The following is a 23,401-nucleotide window of genomic DNA, read 5'->3' as shown; positions in this document are numbered from 1 at the left end:
CTCTATGGTCCACAGGAGCCGAGGGCCCTCCGCTCCATTTCACTCATGTTTAGAAATATTAAATGTTAAGAACAAATAAAGAACCGGATGATTAGAAAGATTTACTTCCTAATCATTCGGTTTTGTGGTTGTGTAAATACTTATGCCCCAGCCTCTTTATTCTTAGCGCGGCATTTATCCAGAGTGCAAACAGATAAACTGGAGTATACTCCTTATACGATAATCGGAGGCTGTGTAAAATCTTGTGTAATGAATGCTTCTTTATTCCTTAAGCCTGCAGCTAAACCAAATACTCTGGAAGCTTTAATATCAAGAGCAAGACCAGCTCCTTGGCTGGAAGAAACCCTGGAAATGAGCGGAAGACCTAAATCATTTTTATATTTATTTAGATAGGAACGTCCATTAGCTGTCATACCTAAAAGCCGTAAATAATCAGCTTTTTCATGTCCTTTCATTTCCTCCTTAGATGAATTCGTTAAAATATGTACACACGCTCGCTGCAGGCGGGTCCATGTATACCGTTTTGTTTTTACGAGCGTCATAAAATGATGAAATGAATCTGCTTTTAACGCAGCGGCTAAAAAACGGTGTTCAAGTCCCTCTTCCATTTCATATATGGAACTCAGCTCTTCAGCGTTTAGATGCAGAAGCCGGTATTGCAGGAATGGCCAGTAGAGCTCCCAATGATGAAAGGTTCCGAAATCCTGTTGATAATCCAGCATAAGACTGTATGTAGAGTGCGGCACAAATGGTGAAATATCCTTTATGCTTCCTCCATCGGTAAAGAGTGTTTTGCGGATGCTTGTTGCACTGGCTATATCAGCAGAGGTGAATGATTGATCATGATAACCCGCATTTTTTCTTTTAATCGTGAGTGGTGTTATGGATGCATTTTGTTTTATAATAGATTTTACATACTGATAGCCTAAAATATTATTAGGCAGAGTCAGATCGAGGATGTCTTCATCTTTTTGAAGCTTCCGTGCTGCTAATGAGGCTGCTTTTGGATAACTGTTTCCAATTTCTAAAAACTGGCGGATGCTTGCTTGATATTCTTCTTCATGCTGGGAAAAAAACGCAGCTGCTTTCTGAAAATGGGTGATGTCACCGGACTCGCTTCCAAAGCAAAGGAACTTACACTTTGCAGCTTCTAAAATGGATACAGCTCCAGCAGCAAATGTATCTGCCTGCTGGACAGCAAACTGATATGGAAGTTCAAACACAATGTCAGCTCCAGCACGCAAAGCCATTTCAGCTCTTGTCCATTTAGAAGCAAAGGCTGGTTCACCGCGCTGAAGAAAGCTGCCGCTCATGACAGCAATGACGATATTTGCCTCAGAAGCTTCTTTTGCGGCACGCAAATGATAGGCATGTCCATTATGAAAAGGATTATATTCAACAACAACGCCAACAGCTTTCATAGATTGGCCTCCTTCAAAATCATTTAAATGCAGGAAGTTTAAAAAAGAATTTTTAAAATTTTAGTTTCAAATACGCTGATAATGTCTACATTATAGTGTAAAGAAAAAATATTGACAAATAATTATATGACAGCTATAATTACCTTTGTTGCCTTGGGGTGATTCGTATGAAATGGACTTTAAGTCAGTTACAAAAAAATCGTAGCAAGGACTTTTTGATTGATGAAATCGTAAATGTCGATGAAGTCATGAAAATTGATCCGAACATTAGACGTGCTTCGCCGATGCATGTTACAGGCCGTGCTGACATTGACTCAGCAAAAGTGACCTTTCACTTGAAGATTCAAGGGCATTTAATCCTGCCATGCTCCCGGACATTAGTGGATGTCAAACTTCCAATTGATGTTAGTACTGTTGAAACTTTTCTTTTAAAAGATATCGGTTATGATATGGAGGAAGAAGAGGTTTATCAGCTCAAGGGAGATGTGATCGACTTAATGCCGATCATTCATGAAATCTTGATCTTAGAAGTGCCTCTGCAAGTATTTTGCGAAGATAGCGGTGATGAAGGAGCTCCTCAATCCGGAAAAGATTGGGAAGTTATCCACGAGCAGGAAAAGAAGGATAGCATTGATCCTCGTCTTGCCGGCCTTGCTCAATTTTTTAACGAAAACGATTCTTCTTCCGATACATAAAAGGAAGATAGAAAAAATAAGAAGCATTTGAAGAAACCAGCATGATCTGGCCTTCATAACTTTCTTAATTCTCTTTAAGGAGGTGGGAAGAATGGCTGTACCTTTTAGAAGGACTTCTAAAACTGCAAAAAGAAAACGTCGTACCCATTTTAAATTACAGGTTCCTGGTATGGTGGAATGCCCAAACTGTGGTGAAATGAAACTTGCTCACCGCGTGTGCAAAGCTTGCGGAACTTACAAAGGAAAAGAAGTTGTAAACAACTAATTTCTTTTACAATAAAAGCACAAGAACATTATGTTCTTGTGCTTTTGTTATTTTCTATAGTTATTTCCGATTATATTTGAATTTATATTCAATCCTACCCACTCATAGACTAATACTACATCGTGCAAGAGGTTCTGATTTCTAAAAAATTGGAAGTGGACTGCTAGTTTCACTGTGCATAAAGCTGCATGACTCCATCAAGAGTAGCATGGCTGATCAAGCAGGAAGAGTATTCAAGCAGTTCGTCCATTTTATTTTATGAAAGAAATGTTTAGAATCTAACAGGATATCAGTCTATCTTTTCTAGCAGAAGCATAAAATGAAGAAAAAACACTAGGAGGGATTTGCTGATGTCTTCAACACGGCAGGATGCATGGTCACAAGATGAAGATTTGCTATTAGCAGAAGTAGTGCTTCGCCATATTCGTGAAGGGGGAACACAGCTTTTAGCATTTGAAGAAGTGGGGAAGCGTTTATCAAGAACAGCGGCCGCTTGCGGGTTTCGCTGGAATTCGTATGTCCGAAAGCAATATAAATCAGGAATCGAATTAGCAAAAAAACAGCGGAAAGAGCTGAAAAAATATCCGCAGGAGGTTCCATCTCCATATCAAGAACCTGAAACAGCTGCTGGCATTACCTCCGTTCCTGTGGAAGCTAACACCGTAGAGCAAACAGATCTGCTTGATTTCGATGTATTAGTGCAACACCTAAAATCATTATATGAAAAAGCTGAAAAATCAATTAATCAAGAAGACGTTGAAGGGTATAAAGAGCGCATACAAGAGCTTGAAAGACAAACTTATTCCCTAGCTGCAGAAAATGATAAGCTGACAGAGGAATTAACCAATATGGAAAAAGATCATAATGCACTAATTGAAATAATGGAAAGAGCTAGACAAATGGTTGTCACAAAAGAAGACGGCCGGCAGAAAAATGTTAAAGTATAAATCGTAATTTTATCTAACATATACATAAAGGGGTTTGGAATACATGATTCCAAACCCCTTTATCTCTTAGCTGTTCTATTCTGTTGCTCCGCTGGGATACCAGATAATTGGATTTTCACCCAGATCACGTTCCATGTCGTAATGAACAGAGGTAAAACCCATCTTCGCCCAGAACTCTTGGGATTTAACTCGCGGATTGGTTTTAATAGGCAAGCCATAGCTTTTTGCAAAATCAACTAATGCGTGTCCATATCCTTTTCCCTGATAGTCTGGAAGCACTTCCAATTTCCAGAGTTCCAAATAATCCTCTGGCGGATCAAAATAGCGGTCAAATTTTGCATCAACCTTATATAGACTCATGCGTGCAACTAAAAGGCTGCCGAAATAAATGCCATAGAAAGGAGAGGCACTGTCGTTTTCGATAATATTGGCTTCAAGATCTTCAAACATAGACAATTCCTGTAATCCATATTCTTTAAATCTTTTAAATTCTTCTAATGTCTTGTAATTTACTTTTAATTTTTCTACCTTATAAGCCATATAGAATCCCCCCTGCTCGTAAGTGAATAACGATACCTTTTTCATTTTTTGCAAGCCGTTAACAAACCGATGGCTATGCCTAAGATTGGTCTTTCTAACCTTATTATATACTAATAAAACAAAAAATTCTGCCTTTTCAACTTCTAAATATTAAATGCGTCAACTAAACATACAAATGAGTTTGTGAAATGATTTCCACTTCAGGGGACTCGCTTTCCGCGGGGCGGGAGGTAAGCCTCCTCGTCGCAATTCGCTCCTGTGGGGTCTCACCTTCCCACTCGTCCCGCAGGAGTCTCGCCCCCTTCCGTTGCAATCAACCAGCATATTATTGAGAAAAATGATTAAATTCGTAAGCGTTTTCAATTTAAAGGAGGAATAAACAGAAGATTGTAGAAATAAATAATATTGTGACGGTTATGTAGTAGTATGATCAACACTTGAAAGGAGATTAAATGTGCAAAAAATAGTAATTGCGAACAGGGGAGAAATCGCACTCAGAATCATGCGTACTTGTCATAAATTAGGCATTGAAACAATTGCTGTTTATTCGGATGCAGATCAGTATCTGCCTTATGTCCAATATGCAACCAAGGCAGTCCGAATTGGCGAGCCGCCAGTCAGCAAATCATATTTAAATGCAGAAGCAATCATTAACATTGCCAAGACAGAACGTGCAGATGCTATACATCCAGGCTATGGCTTTTTATCGGAGAATGCAGATTTTGCAAGAGCTGTCATCAAGGAAGGCCTGATATTTATTGGCCCAGATCCAGAAACGATTGAGCTGATGGGCGATAAAATTCATTCTCGCTCGGCTATGAAACAGGCAGGTGTACCCGTAGTGCCTGGCAGTGATCAAGTCGCCAGTTTAGAGGATGCCTGTTCAATCGCCGCAGAGATTGGCTATCCTGTCATGTTAAAAGCGAGTGGCGGCGGCGGTGGCATTGGCATGGTGAAATGTGAAAATGAGCAAGCGCTCGTTAAGTCGTTTCAAACCGTCAAAACGCGGGCAAAAGCTTATTTTGGCAGTGAAACCATTTTTCTTGAAAAATTCATTGAAAATGCCAGACATATTGAAATCCAAGTTTTTGGAGATTATGCTGGGAGCCAAGTTCATTTATTTGAGAGAGATTGTTCCATTCAGAGAAGAAATCAAAAGGTTATAGAAGAAGCCCCTGCACCTGCACTCTCATTAGATACAAAAAATAAGATGTATGAAATGGCACTGAAAGCAGCTGCTGCTGTTCACTATAAAAATGCAGGTACCATAGAGTTTATTGTTGATGAAGATGAACATTTTTATTTTTTGGAAATGAACACAAGATTACAGGTAGAGCATCCTGTTACTGAAGGCATTACAGGGCTTGATTTAGTAGAGTGGCAATTGCTTATTGCCAGCGGACAAAACCTGCCCTTGCAGCAACCTGAAATATTTTCTGCCGGGCATAGTATTGAATTTCGGCTATATGCAGAGGATCCCGTCACCTTTTTGCCTTCACCAGGAAAAATTGAAGAGCTGCATTGGCCAGACTTTGAGGGTGTTAGGGTAGATTATGGGTATGCTGCTCAATCAACCGTGACTCCGTTTTATGATCCGATGATCGCAAAATGTATTATTTCAGGTTCTTCACGAGAACAGGTGATTGAAAAAGCCATTCGCTTTTTTAATGAACTGAAAATTTCCGGCATTAAAACAAATGCTCCTCTTTTTACGCGTATTTTACAAGAGGAAGATTACCAGAATGGCAGTTACTCAACTGCATACTTAAACACCATTAAAATGTAAGCACTTACACATTAGGGGGAGATTCAATTGAAAGAAATTAAAGCAGCAATGGCAGGGACCGTTTTAAATGTATTTATTGGAGCAGGCGATGATGTCACGGCCGGGCAGGAAGTTGTAATGCTTGAATCAATGAAAATGGAAATTCCTGTAGAGGCATTAGAAGGTGGCAAAGTTGCAGAAGTAAAAGTGAATATCGGTGATTTTGTCAATGAAGGGGATGTCCTTCTTGTAATGGAATAAATATGCCTTGTTCATTAGTTACCTTAAAGGGAGGAAGAGGATGAGCACTATACAAGCATTCACACAAATTTTAAAAGATAAGATAACGGAGATTGAGGCTGGAGGCAGTGAGAAATACCACCAAAAATTGCAGGAACAAAACAAGCTTTTCGTAAGAAAGCGCTTAGAGCTTTTGTTTGATGATGGGCAGTATGAAGAAGATGGCAAATTCGCAAATTGTAAAGAAGCAGGCTTGCCGGCAGATGGAGTTGTGACAGCAATCGGGAAGATCAACAGTCAAACGGTCTGTGTAATGGCGAATGATTCAACAGTTAAAGCAGGTTCCTGGGGAGCACGCACCGTTGAGAAAATCATCAGAATTCAAGAAACGGCAGAAAAGCTCAAGGTGCCTATTCTTTATCTTGTGGATTCAGCAGGAGCAAGAATAACCGATCAGCTCGACATGTTTCCGAATCGCCGCGGGGCAGGAAGAATTTTTTATAATCAAGTCAAGCTATCAGGCATGATTCCGCAAATTTGTTTATTATTCGGGCCATCAGCTGCAGGTGGCGCATATATTCCTGCTTTTTGTGATATTGTAGTCATGGTTGATAAAAATGCATCTATGTATTTAGGATCTCCTCGGATGGCTGAAAAGGTAATCGGTGAAAAGGTAACGCTGGAGGAAATGGGTGGAGCCCGTATGCATTGCAGTGTTAGCGGCTGTGGAGATGTGCTGGCAGCGAATGAAGAAGAGGCCATTCAATATGCAAAAGAATATTTATCCTATTTTCCTGCAAGCTTTAAAGAAAAAACACCATTAAAAGAGGCGATTGAGCCGAAAATGGGCAGAGATTTAGAGGAGATTATTCCTGCTAATCAAAATGCGCCGTTTGATATGTACGAATGTATTGATGTGTTAATTGATGAAGGCAGTTTTTTTGAAATGAAAAAGCTCTTTGCTCCCGAGCTGATTACTGGGTTTGCCCGCTTGGATGGTAGGACGGTTGGCATCATTGCCAATCAGCCGAAGGTGAAAGGCGGTGTCTTGTTTGTCGATTCAGCCGATAAAGCAGCCAAGTTTATTCAGTTATGTGACGCTTTTCATATTCCGCTTCTTTTCCTTGCGGATGTTCCAGGCTTCATGATCGGCACAAAAGTTGAACGTGCCGGTATCATTCGCCACGGAGCGAAGTTAATTGCAGCAATGAGTTCTGCGACGGTTCCGAAAATATCTGTAGTTGTCCGAAAGGCTTACGGCGCAGGACTTTACGCCATGGCTGGACCTGCATTTGAGCCGGACTGCTGTATAGCATTGCCAACAGCACAAATTGCGGTAATGGGACCTGAAGCGGCTGTGAATGCCGTTTATTCAAATAAAATAAATGAGATTGAAGATCCTGCGGAAAAGGTAAAATTTATTCAAGAGAAACAGCAGGAATATAAGGAGCATATCGACATATACAGCCTTGCTTCGGAACTGATCATTGATGAGATTGTGTCTCCGTATGATTTAAGAGATGTTCTAATCAAGCGATTTGAATTATATGCAACAAAGGAACTTTCATTTAGTGTAAGAAAGCATCCTGTTTACCCTGTATAAATGACTGCCCCTTTCCATGCTCTGGAGAGGGGCAGTTTCATGAAGTTTTCTATTTTTGCTATAACAACTGTTAAATAATTCTGTTAAACTAATACTAAATACACAGAATGGAAGATTGTTATGAAAATCGCTATTATTGGCGGCGGAGCTATTGGGCTGCTTTTCGCTCATTATTTAAGCAAGGAACATGAAGTAACTTTATATGTACACCAACAGGGACAAGCCGACCTTATTGCCAGAGAAGGACTTATCTTGGAGAAGGATAACCAATACACTCAGATCACACAAAAGTCCCAGCTTTTTCACGAGTGGAAAGGTGAAGAGGATTTGACCATAATGGCAGTGAAACAGTATCATTTGCCAGAACTCATGCCGTTATTGTTAAAAGGTCAAAATGACAGTCACTCTTTTTTATTTTTGCAAAATGGGATGGGCCATCTTAAACTGCTTCACCAATTAACTGCAGGTTTGGTATTTGTGGGAACGGTTGAACATGGAAGTTTAAAGAAGGCAGGCAATCATATTGCCCATACAGGAATCGGTATGACAAAAATAGCTGCATTTTCTGGTGAGAAAGTATGTGAACTGGCTCATAATGATATTAGCGATTTTCCTTTTGAATGGCATACAAATTACAAGGCGATGCTTGCTGAAAAGCTGCTTGTTAACGCTGTAATCAATCCGTTAACAGCTGTTTTTCAGGTGAAGAACGGCGAAATCATTCGAAATTCTTATTATCTGCAAATCTTCACGATGCTCTACCAAGAAGTTAGCGCCATTTTACAAGTCGCAGACAAAGAAAAAGGATTTCTTCATGTTCAGAATATATGTAAGAAAACGGCTGCTAATTTTTCTTCCATGTATAAAGATCTTGAACAGGGGAGAAAAACAGAGGTGGATGCTATATTAGGTTATTTGCTTGAAGAAGCAAGAGAGCAGCAATTTGAGGCGCAGTTAACAGCACTTTTTTATTACAGTATAAAAGCGAAAGAACTGGAGCAAATAAATAGAAATGGGCTCTAGTATGTAAGGGGAGCAGGGGGGAATAGAGTGGATGCAGTATTATCGGGTATCTTAGCAACATTTGTGACACTTCCTATACTGGGATATATGATTGTGTTTATCGTTGCAAAGCAATTGACAAAACGTCATAAATTCGCTGTAAAAGCAGCTTTAGACGTTAGTACATTTTTTTTAATTTTATCTGTTCATTTTTTAATCTTGGCAATTTGGGAGCAGTCGTATTTATGGATCATTATCGTCCTTCTCCTGCTGATTGCAGCTTTATTTGCAATTATTCATTGGCGGGTAAAACATGAAATAAATTTTGCCCTTTTTTTTCGAGGGTTTTGGCGCTTTAATTTTCTGCTATTTCTTACAGCGTATATTGTTTTAATGACAATAGGACTGATCAAGCGTGTTTCGTTTTTTGTATCCTAAATATTTTAAAGTGAGTAAGCAAAGTTTTTTTCTTTTATATTCAGACAATGCTATACTCATGAAGATTAAATGAAAACTGGTTTCAGAAAGGAAGTTTCTTAAAATGGAGATGTTAAATCTCTCATTGCCTGCGGCAAACAAGTTTGCAACAGAGTATATCATGCAAACAGATCGTATTAGCCCTTATTTTGATTATCGTTATAATGATTCCAAAAGCTATGAAAAACGGATTCATGAGCTTGAAGGCAGAGCATTTATGAGAAAAGAATTAGCTTCTTATATTAAAAATTTTATGAGGAAGTTTCCTGCTTCTGAACAAGTCAATGCATCTCTAGAAAAATTACAGCAAAACAATAGCACCGTTGTGATTGGCGGTCAGCAGGCAGGCATAATGACCGGACCTCTATATAGTATACATAAAGTAATATCCATTGTGGCTTTTGCAAAAGAGAAGGAAAAAGAACTGCAAGTCCCTGTGATTCCTGTTTTTTGGATTGCTGGCGAAGATCACGATTATCCTGAGGTCAATCATATTTTTACAAAGAATGGCTCTAAAATGAATAAAGTCGTTTATCCTGAAAAGGTACTGGAGAAAAAAATGGTTTCGAACATCACCTTTGATAAGGCTGTTTGCCGAGATTGGGTGAATGGAATTATTGAAGCATATGGAGAAACATCTTTTACAAAGGATTTAATGCTGCTGATGGACGAAGCGATTCAAGAATCTGAGACTTTGGTTGATTTGTTCGCTTATCTCATCATGGCCCTGTTTAAAGATACAGGACTTTTATTAGTTGATTCTGGAGATAACCAATTTCGTCAGCTGCAAAAGGAAATCTTAAAGCAGCAAATTACTTTGAACAAAGAAATCACACAATCCGTGCTCGCTCAGCAAGAAAGCCTAAAGGTTTCTGGAATAACTAACAGTATTGATATTTCAGCAAATGGTGCTAATTTATTCTATTATGATGAAAAGCTGCATGACCGTTTGTTGCTTGAATTCAATCAGGAGCATGGCGTGTTTTCTGATAAGGAACAAACGATTCAATTTACTCTAGAAGACTTACTGGAAATTGCAGAAGAATCACCTGAGAAACTGAGCAATAATGTGGTGACCCGGCCCATTTCACAGGAACTGCTTTTCCCGACGCTCGCCTTTATTGCTGGTCCTGGTGAGATCGCTTATTGGGCAGAGCTTCAGCAAGCTTTCCGGCATTTTTCAATTCAAATGCCGCCACTCGTTCCGCGGATTAATATTACTCTGTTAGAGCGTGATATCGAAACGGATCTCCAAGAGCTCGACCTTCGTTTAGAAGATGTGCTGGCAAATGGAATTGAAGATCAGAAAAATGTTTTTCTTCAATCGATTCAAAGTGATCAGGCAGATTCGTTATTTTCTTCATTACATTCAGATGTCAAAAAGCATTATCGATGTATTGAGGATTATACAAAAAGAGATGCCAAAGGTGTTGTGCAGCTGCTTAAAAAGAACGAACAAAAGGTAATCGAACACATTCAATTTCTGCAGCAGAAGATTCAAGAGGATATTCAATTGCAGCACAGCTATACCATAAACAAATATGACCGGACAGGTGCATCCTTAAAGCCAGACGGTGCCCCGCAGGAAAGAGTTTGGAACGCCCTTTATTATATGAACCGATATGGCCTGGATATCTTCCAGCAAATCCTTAACCATTCGCTGCCTTTTGACGGTAGCCATGTAGTCGTAAAATTGTAAGGCATAGGCGGAAGAATTCCGCTTAAATCGTAAAATTACATCAAATGGGCTTAAATAGACGGAGGAATTCCGACTATTTAACCGAAAAACGTATAATTGGGTGATTTTTTTCAACTTAACCGGAAAATCTCCGCTTATTTCGCCCGGAAATAGCTCGTTTTTGGAAATAAGGGTAAAATTTCCGTTTATTTCTCTGGTTCCTTCATATAAGAAACAAGAGGAAAAGTCAGATCAATATAATCTGGTCGTAATTACTAAGATCTTTCTTACAAAAGAACTTAATAAATAGTACTCCAAAAAAAGACGTGATCCCAATTTTGTTGGGACCGTCTTTTTTTTGCTCATTATGTAAATGTGTTGCAATCATGGAGTATTCCGCAAAGGGTTAAAAGCAATGACTTGTTGCTGCTGCCCAAAAAAGTGTTGATGAATGAAGTTGAAGGTTGCGAGTCTCCTGGAAAATGCTAGCGCATCTTCTTGGTGCTATGTGATCCCGCAGAAGCTTATTCAACCAACCCTCCTGCGGGAAAAGTCAGAGCGGTGAGATCCTGCAGGAGTGAAAGCAGATGAAGCACTCCTACCCGTGGAAAGCGAGTGCTCTGCAGCGAAAATCACTCAGCAGTAACCACTCTATGACAAAAAAACACACCAGTAATCCCAATCAGACAATTTCCCATAAGAAATGCTGAGAAATTGTAAATAAACGACGAACGGAAAATCCCAAAATCAAAATTTTCCAGCAGGAAATCATGCCGGTGGAGAGAATTAATAAAAATATGTGGAGGAAAGTGGGGGATTGTGGTACATTTGTGTTAGAAAGTGGGTGCAGTGGGTATGTTTATGGGTGAGTACCATCATAACGTTGATACAAAAGGCAGAATAATTGTACCTGCTAAGTTTCGTGATCACCTAGGTGAATCCTTCGTTCTTACGCGAGGCTTAGATCAATGTTTATTTGGCTACCCAATGGAAGAGTGGCAGCAGCTTGAAGAAAAACTGAAAGGTTTGCCCCTTACAAAAAAGGATGCCCGTGCGTTTACCCGATTTTTCTTTTCAGGTGCCACAGAGTGTGAAATAGATAAACAAGGAAGAATAAATATCACTTCCCCGCTTCAGCAATATGCAAAATTGGAAAAAGAATGTGTCATATTAGGCGTTTCCAATCGAATTGAGATTTGGAGCAAAAATCTTTGGGAAGAATATTTTACAGACTCAGAGGAATCTTTTGCTGAAATTGCAGAAAATATGATTGGGTTTGATATTTAAAAATTTCAGAGGCTTGCTCTAGATTGAACAGGATTGGAAAGGATGAACAGCTATGTTTGAACATACAACCGTTATGCTGAATGAAACGGTAGATGGGCTTAATATTAACCCAGATGGAATTTATGTTGATTGTACACTTGGAGGGGCCGGACACAGTGAGCTAATATTGTCTAAGCTTTCGGATAAAGGCAAACTCTACGCGTTTGATCAAGATGATACAGCCATCAGGCATGCGAAGGAAAAGCTGAAGCAATATGGAGATCGAATCACGATCATTAAAAGCAATTTTGCGTTTTTACAGGAAGAGTTAGAAAAGCTAGGCGTCATGAAAGTGGACGGGATTCTTTACGATCTCGGAGTGTCATCCCCACAGCTTGATACACCGGAGCGCGGTTTTAGCTACCACCACGATGCTCCACTCGATATGCGTATGGACGAGGAAGCAGATGTATCTGCTTATGATGTAGTAAACCATTGGGATTATAACGAGCTTGTTAAAATCTTCTTTAAGTATGGTGAAGAGAAATTTTCGAAACAAATTGCCCGAAAAATTGAAGCAGCAAGAGAAAAAGCGCCGATTGAAACCACAGCAGAGCTTGTGGAGCTTATAAAAGACGGCATACCTGCTCCTGCTCGCAGAAAAGGCGGTCATCCGGCGAAGCGAATATTCCAGGCTATTAGAATTGCCGTAAACGATGAATTAGGAGTTTTTGAAAAATCATTGCAGCAAGCAATAGAGCTATTGAATCCAGGAGGCAGAATAAGTGTTATTACGTTTCATTCTCTTGAAGACCGCATTTGTAAGGTCACATTGAAAAAAGCGAGCGAGACACCTGACCTGCCGCCAGGGCTGCCGATTATCCCTGATGAATATAAGCCAATAATTAAGTTAATTACACGCAAACCGTTTTTACCGTCTGAAGAGGAGCTTGAACTAAATAATCGAGCACGTTCTGCAAAACTTCGAATCGCTGAGAAACTATAAAAAATACGGGGTATAAGAGAAACAGGAGGGAAACTATGAGTAATCTAGCTAGACAAATTCAACAAGAACAGCAGCAAAGACAGCAGCAGGTACAAAAACCTAAAAAATCTGTTCAGCGCCAAACCTTGTTTTCTCCAGGTGAAAAAATACTTGGTATCCTTTTTGCTGGTGCAGTTTGTATCGGTGCAGTTCAAATGGTGTCAAATCACTCTGCACTTTATGAAGTAAATAAAAATATTCAGCAGACAGAAGCAGCGATTCAAGGACAAACAGAACAAAATAAGGATTTAAGTATGCAGGTGGCGGAATTAAGTACATACGAGAGAATTAAGGCCAAAGCAGAAGAGCTTGGCTTAACATTCAACGAAAAAAATGTTAAGGCTGTGCGTGACTAATGATTAAAAAGCAACGAAATATTAATGCTGGAGCAGTGATATTATTTATAATATTCAGTCTGCTCTTTTTTGTCATATTGTTTCGGTTTATATCTATTCAAGTTACAGGAGAAGCAGGCGGTCAGGCTGTAGCTGCAAAAGCACATTCATTATATGAAAGAGAAAAGACTCTTGAAGCCAGAAGAGGGACGATTTACGACAGAAATGGAGAGGTTATTGCTGAAGATGCAAACTCCTATAAACTTGTAGCGATCCTGGATGAGGAATTAACAACAGACGATAAAAATCCAAGACATGTCGTGGATCCTGAGCAAACTGCTGCAAAGCTTACAGGTTTAATTGATATGGAAGAATCCGAGATTTATAGCAAACTGACAAGTGATCGAAAACAAGTGGAATTCGGTACTGCTGGGCGTGATCTTACTCTGCAAAAAAAGAAAGAGATAGAAGATTTGGAGCTTCCGGGCATTTCGTTCATTCAAGATACAAAGAGATTTTATCCGAATGGCCTATTTGCTTCTCATTTAATTGGCTATGTTGAAAAACAGGAAAAGGAAGATGGCAGCATCGAAACGGTTGGAATGCTTGGATTAGAACAAAGCTTAAATGATTTATTAACAGGTACAAATGGCAGCTTCAGCTATGAAGCAGATCTTTGGGGTTATTTGCTGCCAAATGGTGATGAAGTCATTGAACCGGCCAAAAATGGTCAGGATGTTTACTTAACGTTAGATAAATCCATTCAAATCTTTCTCGAAGACGCGATGAGTAAGGTAGATGAGAAATATAGCCCGAAAAAAATGATTGGAATTGTAGCAGATCCCAAAACGGGAGATATTTTAGCAATGGCACAAAGACCATCATTCCATCCGAAAACAAGAGAAGGAATTGAAGACACATGGCGCAACTTAGCGGTTGAAGATTCATATGAGCCAGGTTCGACCATGAAAGTATTTACACTAGCATCCGCGATAGAAGAGGGTGTCTTTAATAAAAATAATACGTATAAATCTGGTTCCTACAAAGTGACAGAAAGATCACCTGCCATCCCAGACCATAACGGCGGGCGTGGATGGGGCGAGATTACCTATCTGGAAGGAGTTCAGCGCTCCTCTAATGTTGCTTTCGCAAAAATTGTAAATGAACAGCTTGGCTATGAAACTTTTCGCGAGTATTTAACAACGTTTGGCTTTGATCAGCCAACAGGTATAGACTTGCCAAATGAAACGAGCGGGCTTATTAAATATGATTGGCCTTTAGAAAAAGCGTCAATCGGTTTTGGACAAGGATCTGCCTTTACGCCAATTCAGCAGATGCAGGCGGCAACTGCTGTTGCGGGAGATGGTTCAATGAAAAAACCGCATGTGATCAGCAAGGTTGTAGACCCAAATTCAGGAGAAACGGTGCAAAAGACAAGTCCTGAAAAAGCAGGTACCCCTATTTCTGAAGCAACGGCCAAGGAAGTCAGGGATATTTTAGAAACAGTTGTTTCCTCTGAAAATGGAACAGGATACGGCAGGTTTAATATTGATGGTTACGAGGTTGCGGGTAAAACAGGCACAGCGCAAATTCCTAATCCGGAGGGCGGCGGTTACTTAACAGGACACAGCAACTATGTATTCTCATTTTTAGGTATGGCACCAGCTGATGATCCTGAGCTTGTGATGTATGTTGCCGTGCAGCAGCCTGATATTGACGAAAGCACAAATGGAGCAGAGCCGGTTTCTGAAATTTTCAAACCGGTAATGCAAAGCAGCTTACAATATTTAAATATTGAGCCAACTGAGCAGCCTAAAGCAAAAAGCAGTCAGGCGCCTGACTTGATCGGGATGTCTGTAAAGGAAGCTGAAAAGAAACTGACGGAACAAGATTTGGAACCAGTCATAATTGGAGATGGCAAAACAGTGGAAGGACAGTTCCCCGGCCAAACTTCTTCCATGTTAGAAGGTGAAAAAGTTATTCTCAAAACAAATGGAAAAACCGTTGTCCCTGATATGATGGGCTGGTCTTTAAGGGATGTGCTGAAATTTACAAAAGCGGCGAACCTTAAGCTGAATACAGTTGGCAATGGCTATGCCATGAAGCAAAATTTATCCGCAGGTTCTGTTCTTGCTGAAGGAGATTACTTGATCGTTGAATTTGAGACACCTTTGGAGCAATATGAAAGAGAAAAAACAGCAAAGGATCAAGTTGAAGAGGAAGAAGTTGTAACGGATTGATGAACAGAACGCACCAATCATAGGTTGGTGCGTTCTAATTGTTTGTGTACAAGCATATATTTGAACGAGCTTTAAACGGAGGAGGTTCGTTCAAAGATGCGTGTATCAAACGTAACAGTGCGTAAAAGGCTTACAGCTGCTTTGATTGTCGGAATCTTAGTGTTTTTTATCATAGATTTGCGTCTAGGCTATGTGCAAATGATCCTGGGCAATGATCTTACAGACAAAGCGAAAGAGCTGTGGAGCAGGGACATCCCTTTTGAACCTGAACGAGGTGAAATTGTCGATCGAAATGGAGTGGCGCTTGCAACAAATGTAAGTGCACCAACAGTTTATGTAGTACCGCGGCAAATAAAAGATCCAGCTGCAACAGCAGAAAAGCTGGCAGCTGTCTTGAATATGTCAAAGGAAGAAGCTTATAAACAAATAACGCAAAAAGAGTCAAATGTAAGAATTAAAGAAGGAAGAAAGATCACTCATGAAAAAGCAAAAGAAATTCGTGCATTAGAACTAGAAGGCGTTTATATTGGCGAGGACTCAAAACGTCATTACCCGTTTGGTGATTATTTATCACATGTGTTAGGGTTTGCAGGTATTGATAATCAGGGATTAATGGGTCTTGAACTTTATTATGACAAAGAATTACAAGGCGAAAAAGGTTCCGTTAAATTTTATGCTAATGCCAAAGGCGAGCGAATGAATGAAATGGCTGATGACTATCAGGCTCCTGTGGATGGCAATAACCTGATGCTGACCATTGATTCGAAGGTGCAAACCATTATGGAGCGTGAGTTGGATATAGCTGAAGCCACCTATAATCCTGATGGACTGATTGCAGTCGCAATGGATCCGAATACAGGTGAAATTCTTGGCATGTCCAGCCGGCCATCTTTTGATCCGACTAATTTTAGACATGTAGAACCAGATGTGTATAACCGCAATCTGCCTATTTGGAGCACGTATGAACCAGGTTCTACCTTTAAGATTATTACTTTAGCAGCCGCTCTGGAAGAAGGGAAGGTCGATCTGGAGGAAGATCATTTTCATGATCCCGGGTTTGTAGAAGTAGGTGGTGCGAAGCTGCGATGCTGGAAAAAAGGCGGCCACGGAAGTCAATCCTTCTTAGAAGTTGTTCAGAATTCATGTAACCCGGGATTTGTTGAGCTGGGTGAACGTTTAGGAAAAGATACGTTATTCAAGTACATCAAAGATTTTGGTTTTGGTGAAAAAACAGGAATTGATCTGCAGGGCGAAGGAAAAGGAATTCTCTTTAATCTCGATCGTGTCGGACCAGTGGAGCAGGCAACCACTGCTTTTGGGCAGGGTGTATCTGTAACGCCAATTCAGCAGGTAGCAGCTATTTCTGCTGCAATTAATGGCGGTACACTTTACACGCCGTACATTGCAAAGGAACTTATTGATCCGACAACAGGTGAAGCCGTTATGAAAAAATCACCGACGGCAAAACGAAAAGTCATTTCTAAAGAAACTTCTGATGAAATCAGACATGCACTTGAAACGGTTGTTGCTCAAGGATCTGGTAAAAAAGCATTTGTAGATGGATACCGTGTTGGCGGCAAGACAGGAACTGCCCAAAAGGCGCAAGGCGGACGTTATCTTGAAAATAACCATATTGTATCCTTTATTGGCTTTGCTCCAGCTGATGATCCTGAGATTGTTGTCTATGTAGCGGTTGATAATCCAAAAGGAACTGTTCAGTTTGGTGGGGTCGTTGCAGCACCGATTGTCGGCAATATTATTGGAGATAGCTTAAGAGCAATGGGTGTTGAGCCAAGAAAAGAGCAGGTTGAGAAGGAATTAACTTGGCCGGATACACCAATGATTGAAGTACCTGACCTTGTTGGCATTACAAAACGAGAAATTAGTGAACTTTATGTCAATCTGCAAATTGATGCGAGCGGTAATGGTGACAAAGTGGTGAAGCAATCACCTGAACCAGGTGTTAAGCTTAAGGAAGGATCTACGATTAGGCTGTATTTTGATTCATCAGAGTAAAGACATAATGATTCGGGGCGGCGTTCCATTATGGTTGCGCCGCCTTTTTTCCACGTTTCAAAAATATTTTTGGCCATTCATTTTGTGGGACAGTCAGTGTCTTGAAGGGCGTTTAGTCACCATATCTCATAACCATATCCTTTTGCCGCTGGACAAGCACTTCTTTTTGAGCGTGAGGTCAATTATTTCCGGGTAGGCTAATGGTCATGCTCATCAGCTTATTCATCTTTCTTCCACCTGGTCTGAATGTTTTCTTTAAATAACAAATAGCATATTATTGTTTTTTCATGTAAAATATAAATCGCTAATTCTCTTTTTTAGAACAGAGAATGGCCTAATAGTGGAATAAGGTCTATTTATTTTTCGTATGGATTACATATAGAGGCTATTTTACAGAGGTACTACGTGATTGAGAGGGTTGAAAGAATGAAATTACATACTTTGCTGCAAGTGCTGCAGCCTTACCAAACTTATAATGGAGATTCTATTGAAATTTCTTCTATAGAAAATGATCATCGTAAAGTGACACAAGGAAGTTTGTTTGTGTGCATTAAAGGATTTACAGTCGATGGTCATGACCTTGCTGCTGAAGCGGTAAAAGCAGGAGCAGTGGCTGTTATAGCCGAACGCGAACTGCTTTTGGAGGTTCCGGTTATTACGGTTAAAAATACAAAAAGAGCCATGTCGGTTTTAGCAGATGCATTTTATGGGCATCCAACCCATAAATTACAACTGATCGGAATTACAGGGACAAATGGCAAAACAACGACAAGTCATCTAATTGAAAAAATGGCACAGGATTTTGGAAAGACAACTGGATTAATCGGAACCATGTATACAAAGGTTGGCGATGATGTTTTCACGACCAAAAATACCACACCAGAAAGCTTAACCCTCCAAAGAACATTCAAGCAGATGGTGGACGCTGAAGTGTCTACAGCTGTAATGGAGGTTTCTTCTCATGCATTGGATGAAGGAAGAGTGCACGGATGTGATTTTGACATTGCCGTCTTTACGAACTTAACACAAGATCATTTAGATTATCATGGCACAATGGAAGAATACAAAAGAGCAAAGGGATTGCTTTTTGCTCAGCTTGGAAGCCGTTTTCAGCCTGATGCGCCTAAGTATGCCATTTTAAATGCCGATGATGCAGCAACTGAACAATATATAAGATCTACTTCAGCTCATATACTTACATATGGGATTGATCAGGCTGCAGATTTTAAAGCACACAGCATAACGATACAGGCATCAGGAACGAGTTTTACTCTAGACAGTCCGTTGGGCGTTTTTAATGTCAATATGAAATTAATCGGCAAGTTTAGCGTGTATAATGTACTGGCTGCAATCAGCACAGGGGTAGCTGCTGGCATTCCAATCGATCGCATTCTTGCTTCTATCGAAGAAGTCGAGGGTGTTTCAGGCAGGTTTGAAACAGTTGATGCCGGACAGGACTTTTCTGTCATTGTAGACTATTCACACACACCAGATAGTTTGGAAAATGCGCTGCAGACTATACAGGAATTTGCAGACAAACGCATTTTTACAGTTGTTGGCTGCGGTGGGGATCGTGACCGGACAAAACGTCCGATTATGGCCCAAATATCTTGCGCATATAGCAGCAATCCAATCTTTACATCTGATAATCCGCGCAGCGAGGACCCTAACAGCATATTAGCGGACATGGAAGCTGGCGCAACTGGCAATAACTATAAAATCATTTCTGATCGCAGAGAAGCGATCCGCTATGCAATTAGCCAGGCAAGTGCTGGTGATGTCATCTTAATCGCAGGAAAAGGGCATGAAACATATCAGCAAATTGGAGATCAGATATTTGATTTTGATGACCGCATTGAAGCTAAAAAGGCTATTGAGGAGCGATAGGATGTTTTTAACATATCGGGACATTGCAGAGCTTTTTCCAAAACGAAGGGGCATTGCAAATGAGGATTTGTCTTTTTATCATGTGACATGTTCACCTGATTTTCCGCAGCCGAAAGGACTTTATATTTCAACCTCGCTAAGTGCTGAGGGATTGAAAACAGCATTGGAAAATGGTGCAATTGCAGCGGTTTGGGATGAATCAGCTGATGTCCCGAAGTTTACACCAAATCACTTTCCGCTCTTTTTCTCGAATAATGTATTGAAAGGTTTACTGGATATGATGAAACTTTATGAACAAAAAACAAAAAATATGGGAAGCAGTTCAGGTAACTGGACCAACTTTCATGTAAATAGCGCTGTAATACCCGATGAGTTTGAGTATAGAGAAGAGCTCCGTATGCTCTTTGCCAAACTGGATGAAGACGGCCGGCTAGGGGGTAAGGAGTAATATGATGGAGCAAGTCATTTTTTTCACAATATTAATGGGCTTTTTAATAACCGTGTTATTATCGCCTTTATTTATACCATTTTTACGCAGATTGAAGTTTGGTCAAAGCATTCGTGAAGAAGGGCCACAGTCTCACCAAAAGAAAACAGGAACACCGACTATGGGCGGCATCATGATTTTGTTATCCATTACCGTGACGACATTGGTGATGACAGGGAAATTCTCTGAGCCAACCGTTAAAACCTATTTGCTTTTGCTTGTAACGCTAGGCTTTGGTTTACTCGGCTTTTTAGATGATTTTATAAAAGTGGCTCTTAAACGGAACTTAGGCCTGACTTCGAAGCAAAAGTTGCTTGGGCAAATTATCATATCAATTGTTTTCTATCTGGTTTTCCAGCAAAATGATTTCTCGACTGTTGTTCATATTCCCTTAACGGATTATTCGTTTGATATGGGATGGACGTATGTGTTCTTTATTATTTTCTGGCTTGTTGGCTTTTCAAATGCCGTCAATTTAACAGACGGATTGGATGGGCTTGTCTCCGGAACATCGGCAATCGCTTTTGGTGCATTCGCTGTTTTGGCATGGAGTCAGTCGCAGTTTGAGATTTCGATTTTTGCTGTTGCTGTTGTAGGATCTGTTCTGGGGTTTCTGGTTTTTAATGCTCATCCTGCAAAAGTGTTCATGGGTGATACAGGCTCACTTGCATTAGGCGGCGCAATAGCAACAATAGCCATCCTAACGAAGCTTGAATTTATTTTGATTATCATCGGTGGCGTTTTCGTTATTGAAACACTATCCGTTATCTTACAGGTAATATCTTTTAAAACAACAGGAAGACGTATATTCAAGATGAGTCCTCTTCATCACCATTATGAACTGGTAGGATGGTCAGAGTGGCGTGTTGTTGTAACCTTTTGGACCGTTGGGCTTTTGCTTGCAGTCCTTGGAATATATATAGAGGTGTGGATGTAAAGTGAAACAGGTCAATCGCTATCTTCATAAAAAAATATTAGTGCTTGGTTTGGCGAAGAGCGGAGTCAGTGCAGCTTCGCTATTACATAAACTTGGTGCATTTGTGACGGTTAATGACTATAAGCCATTGTCTGAAAATCCAGAGGCGCAAGGTTTGCTGCAGCAGGGCATTACGGTTATTTGCGGTTCACATCCAATTGATTTGCTTGATGAAGGCTTTGAGCTGATCGTGAAAAACCCCGGAATTCCGTATCATAATCCTATGATAGAAGGGGCATTTGCGAGAGGAATTCCTGTCATAACGGAGGTTGAACTAGCCTATCAAATCAGCGAGGCGCCATTTATCGCCATTACAGGGACAAATGGAAAAACAACGACGACGACTCTTATCTATGAAATGCTGCTTGCCGGCGGGAAAAAGCCGCTTATTGCAGGAAACATTGGAACAGTTGCTTCAGAGGTTGCCCAAATTGCAACGAATGATAATACCATCGTGATTGAGTTATCTTCATTCCAGCTGATGGGCATAGATGAATTCAAACCAAAAACGGCTATTCTTACAAATCTGTATGATGCACATCTAGATTATCATGGAACGAAGAATGAGTATGTTAAAGCTAAAGCACTCATTACCAAAAATCAAACAGCAGTTGATTATTTTATTTATAACGGTGATCAAAATGAGGTCGTGGCTGTAAGTGAAGGATCAAATGCTGAACGGATCCCTTTTTCACCTCACAATGAGCTTAATCACGGTGCCTATACAAATGATGGCTGGCTTCTATTCAATGGGGAAAGGATTATGGAGATCAAGGATATTAAACTGCCTGGAGCTCATAATCTCGAAAATATTTTGTCTGCTGTTGCGGCATCAAAGCTGTCGGGTGTCAGCAATGAAGCTATTTTTCAGGTATTGAATACATTCACAGGTGTTAAACACCGTCTGCAATTCGTCGGCGAAGTATCCGGCAGAAGTTTTTATAATGATTCGAAAGCAACCAATATCCTTGCTACACAGAATGCATTAGCGGCCTTTCATGAGCCGATTATTCTGCTTGCTGGCGGGTTAGACCGCGGCAATGAATTTGACGAGCTTGTGCCGTCGCTAAAAGGAGTAAAGGCATTAGTTACTTTTGGAGAAACGGCTGGAAAAATTGAAAAGGCAGCAAGGGAAGCCGGAATAAAAATGATTCAACGTGTCGATAATGTTGAAAAGGCTGTGCCGGCCGCTTTTGATCTGTCTGAAGCTAACGATGTTATTTTGCTCTCACCAGCTTGTGCAAGCTGGGATCAATATAAAACTTTTGAGGTTAGAGGAGACATTTTTATAGATGCGGTGCATAAGCTTAAGTAAAGGGCTTGTCTGCTGAATCTTCAATTTGTTCTTACCCGCAGTTTCGGCAATCATTCCTGCAGCCCTAATACTTCCGTTAGAGGTGTTTGCATTGCCGACAAAAAAAACGACTCCAGACCTAATATTGATCATCATTACTTTATCCTTGCTTGCGGTTGGACTGACAATGGTTTACAGTGCCAGTGCCATTTGGGCGGATTATAAATTTGATGACTCTTTCTTTTTTGCCAAAAGGCAATTGCTATTTGCGGTCGCAGGCGTTGTCGCTATGTTTTTTATCATGAACGTTGATTACTGGACATGGCGAACATGGGCCAAGCTTATTATCATTGTTTGTTTTGTTATGCTAGTGCTTGTCTTGATTCCTGGAGTAGGAAATGTACGAAATGGATCCAGAAGCTGGATTGGTGTCGGTGCATTTTCTGTTCAGCCCTCTGAGTTTATGAAACTGGCTATGATTGTGTTTATGGCAAAGTTTTTATCAGAGAGGCAGAAACTGATCACGTCCTTTAAAAAAGGACTTGCACCTTCGCTTGGACTTGCTTTTCTGGCATTCGCCATGATCATGATGCAGCCTGACTTAGGGACCGGTACAGTGATGATGGGTACATGTGTAGTGATGATTTTTGTTGCTGGTGCCCGGATTAGTCACTTTGTCATGCTGGGTTTAATAGGGGTTGCCGGCTTTGTGGCACTTGTTCTCTCTGCTCCATATCGAATGAAGCGGATCACCTCGTTTTTAGATCCATGGGAAGACCCGCTCGGAAGCGGCTTTCAAATCATTCAATCCTTGTATGCAATTGGGCCGGGAGGATTATTTGGATTAGGACTCGGACAAAGCAGACAGAAGTTCTTCTACCTGCCTGAACCGCAGACCGATTTCATTTTTGCCATCCTTTCTGAGGAGCTTGGATTTATTGGCGGATCGTTTGTTATTTTATTATTTGCCTTGTTATTATGGAGAGGTATTCGCATCGCGTTAGGTGCACCTGATTTATACGGAAGCTTTCTTGCAGTTGGCATCATTGCAATGGTTGCGATTCAGGTAATGATTAATGTTGGCGTTGTTACTGGTTTAATGCCTGTTACCGGAATTACATTGCCATTTTTGAGCTACGGAGGTTCTTCCTTAACATTAATGCTGATGGCGATCGGTGTTTTGCTGAATATAAGCCGATACGCTCGTTATTGATCTGACCCT

At 40.5% G+C, this 23,401-nt stretch carries 21 protein-coding genes; 19 read left to right on the top strand and 2 right to left on the bottom strand.

Going from position 1 to position 23,401, the window contains the following annotated elements:
- Positions 1 to 212 precede the first annotated feature (212 nt).
- A complete protein-coding gene (locus B7E07_RS14660) occupies positions 213 to 1,421 on the bottom strand; it encodes a nucleotidyltransferase (protein ID WP_080846585.1) in 1,209 nt (402 codons plus the stop codon).
- A gap of 167 nt (positions 1,422 to 1,588) precedes the next feature.
- Here B7E07_RS14660 and B7E07_RS14655 point away from each other — a divergent pair, with 167 nt between their 5' ends.
- From B7E07_RS14655 to B7E07_RS14645, 3 genes are all read left to right on the top strand, one after another.
- On the top strand, positions 1,589 to 2,116 hold the full coding sequence (locus B7E07_RS14655) for a YceD family protein (RefSeq protein WP_080846583.1): 528 nt from the start codon (positions 1,589 to 1,591) through the stop codon (positions 2,114 to 2,116).
- Positions 2,117 to 2,207: 91 nt separating this feature from the next.
- Entirely contained in the window at positions 2,208 to 2,381 is a 174-nt protein-coding gene (rpmF, locus tag B7E07_RS14650) for a 50S ribosomal protein L32 (protein WP_003348855.1), read from the top strand.
- 350 nt (positions 2,382 to 2,731) lie between these two features.
- Positions 2,732 to 3,328, top strand: coding sequence for an RsfA family transcriptional regulator (locus tag B7E07_RS14645; RefSeq protein WP_080846577.1), 597 nt, complete (start codon positions 2,732 to 2,734; stop codon positions 3,326 to 3,328).
- Between the two features lie 75 nt (positions 3,329 to 3,403).
- Here the strand turns inward: B7E07_RS14645 and B7E07_RS14640 are convergent, their stop codons facing one another.
- Entirely contained in the window at positions 3,404 to 3,868 is a 465-nt protein-coding gene (locus B7E07_RS14640) for an N-acetyltransferase (RefSeq protein WP_080846575.1), read from the bottom strand.
- 454 nt (positions 3,869 to 4,322) lie between these two features.
- On the opposite strand from B7E07_RS14640, the gene B7E07_RS14635 reads away from it, so the two are divergent.
- From B7E07_RS14635 to spoVE, 16 genes are all read left to right on the top strand, one after another.
- Positions 4,323 to 5,654: an acetyl-CoA carboxylase biotin carboxylase subunit gene (locus B7E07_RS14635; RefSeq protein ID WP_080846573.1), complete on the top strand. Its 1,332-nt coding sequence runs from the start codon at positions 4,323 to 4,325 to the stop codon at positions 5,652 to 5,654.
- A gap of 27 nt (positions 5,655 to 5,681) precedes the next feature.
- The gene (locus tag B7E07_RS14630; protein WP_080846570.1) at positions 5,682 to 5,894 is read left to right on the top strand and encodes a biotin/lipoyl-containing protein; all 213 of its coding nucleotides are present in this window, start codon (positions 5,682 to 5,684) and stop codon (positions 5,892 to 5,894) included.
- A gap of 40 nt (positions 5,895 to 5,934) precedes the next feature.
- Positions 5,935 to 7,476 carry an acyl-CoA carboxylase subunit beta gene (locus B7E07_RS14625; RefSeq protein WP_080846567.1) on the top strand — a complete coding sequence of 514 codons (1,542 nt, stop codon included), beginning with the start codon at positions 5,935 to 5,937 and terminating at the stop codon, positions 7,474 to 7,476.
- Between the two features lie 120 nt (positions 7,477 to 7,596).
- Positions 7,597 to 8,499 carry a 2-dehydropantoate 2-reductase gene (locus B7E07_RS14620; protein ID WP_080846566.1) on the top strand — a complete coding sequence of 301 codons (903 nt, stop codon included), beginning with the start codon at positions 7,597 to 7,599 and terminating at the stop codon, positions 8,497 to 8,499.
- 27 nt (positions 8,500 to 8,526) lie between these two features.
- A complete protein-coding gene (locus tag B7E07_RS14615) occupies positions 8,527 to 8,916 on the top strand; it encodes a DUF3397 domain-containing protein (protein WP_080846561.1) in 390 nt (129 codons plus the stop codon).
- A 103-nt stretch (positions 8,917 to 9,019) separates the two neighbouring features.
- Entirely contained in the window at positions 9,020 to 10,654 is a 1,635-nt protein-coding gene (gene bshC / locus B7E07_RS14610) for a bacillithiol biosynthesis cysteine-adding enzyme BshC (RefSeq protein ID WP_080846557.1), read from the top strand.
- 834 nt (positions 10,655 to 11,488) lie between these two features.
- Positions 11,489 to 11,920: a division/cell wall cluster transcriptional repressor MraZ gene (gene mraZ, locus B7E07_RS14605; protein WP_080846554.1), complete on the top strand. Its 432-nt coding sequence runs from the start codon at positions 11,489 to 11,491 to the stop codon at positions 11,918 to 11,920.
- Positions 11,921 to 11,972: 52 nt separating this feature from the next.
- Positions 11,973 to 12,905 carry a 16S rRNA (cytosine(1402)-N(4))-methyltransferase RsmH gene (gene rsmH / locus B7E07_RS14600; RefSeq protein ID WP_080846551.1) on the top strand — a complete coding sequence of 311 codons (933 nt, stop codon included), beginning with the start codon at positions 11,973 to 11,975 and terminating at the stop codon, positions 12,903 to 12,905.
- A gap of 35 nt (positions 12,906 to 12,940) precedes the next feature.
- On the top strand, positions 12,941 to 13,300 hold the full coding sequence (gene ftsL / locus B7E07_RS14595; protein ID WP_080846548.1) for a cell division protein FtsL: 360 nt from the start codon (positions 12,941 to 12,943) through the stop codon (positions 13,298 to 13,300).
- The gene (locus B7E07_RS14590; RefSeq protein WP_080846545.1) at positions 13,300 to 15,519 is read left to right on the top strand and encodes a penicillin-binding protein; all 2,220 of its coding nucleotides are present in this window, start codon (positions 13,300 to 13,302) and stop codon (positions 15,517 to 15,519) included. Before ftsL ends, B7E07_RS14590 begins: the two co-directional genes overlap by 1 nt.
- Before the next feature lie 96 nt (positions 15,520 to 15,615).
- On the top strand, positions 15,616 to 17,535 hold the full coding sequence (locus B7E07_RS14585; RefSeq protein WP_080846543.1) for a stage V sporulation protein D: 1,920 nt from the start codon (positions 15,616 to 15,618) through the stop codon (positions 17,533 to 17,535).
- A gap of 426 nt (positions 17,536 to 17,961) precedes the next feature.
- The gene (locus B7E07_RS14580; RefSeq protein ID WP_080846541.1) at positions 17,962 to 19,422 is read left to right on the top strand and encodes a UDP-N-acetylmuramoyl-L-alanyl-D-glutamate--2,6-diaminopimelate ligase; all 1,461 of its coding nucleotides are present in this window, start codon (positions 17,962 to 17,964) and stop codon (positions 19,420 to 19,422) included.
- A gap of 1 nt (position 19,423) precedes the next feature.
- Complete coding sequence (locus tag B7E07_RS14575; RefSeq protein ID WP_080846540.1) at positions 19,424 to 19,870, top strand: hypothetical protein; 447 nt, start codon at positions 19,424 to 19,426, stop codon at positions 19,868 to 19,870.
- Position 19,871: 1 nt separating this feature from the next.
- Positions 19,872 to 20,846, top strand: coding sequence for a phospho-N-acetylmuramoyl-pentapeptide-transferase (gene mraY, locus B7E07_RS14570; RefSeq protein ID WP_080846539.1), 975 nt, complete (start codon positions 19,872 to 19,874; stop codon positions 20,844 to 20,846).
- Between the two features lies 1 nt (position 20,847).
- Positions 20,848 to 22,200 (top strand): UDP-N-acetylmuramoyl-L-alanine--D-glutamate ligase, encoded by a 1,353-nt coding sequence (murD, locus tag B7E07_RS14565; RefSeq protein ID WP_080846538.1) that lies wholly within the window; start codon positions 20,848 to 20,850, stop codon positions 22,198 to 22,200.
- Between the two features lie 91 nt (positions 22,201 to 22,291).
- Positions 22,292 to 23,392 (top strand): stage V sporulation protein E, encoded by a 1,101-nt coding sequence (gene spoVE / locus B7E07_RS14560; RefSeq protein WP_080846537.1) that lies wholly within the window; start codon positions 22,292 to 22,294, stop codon positions 23,390 to 23,392.
- The last annotated feature ends 9 nt before the right edge of the window (positions 23,393 to 23,401 follow it).

This window comes from Cytobacillus gottheilii (assembly GCF_900166665.1).
In the GTDB taxonomy this organism is placed as follows: Bacteria; Bacillota; Bacilli; order Bacillales; family Cytobacillaceae; genus Cytobacillus; species Cytobacillus gottheilii_A.
Note: the sequence above shows the minus strand (reverse complement) of the source record. Positions and strands in the feature narration are given on the sequence as shown.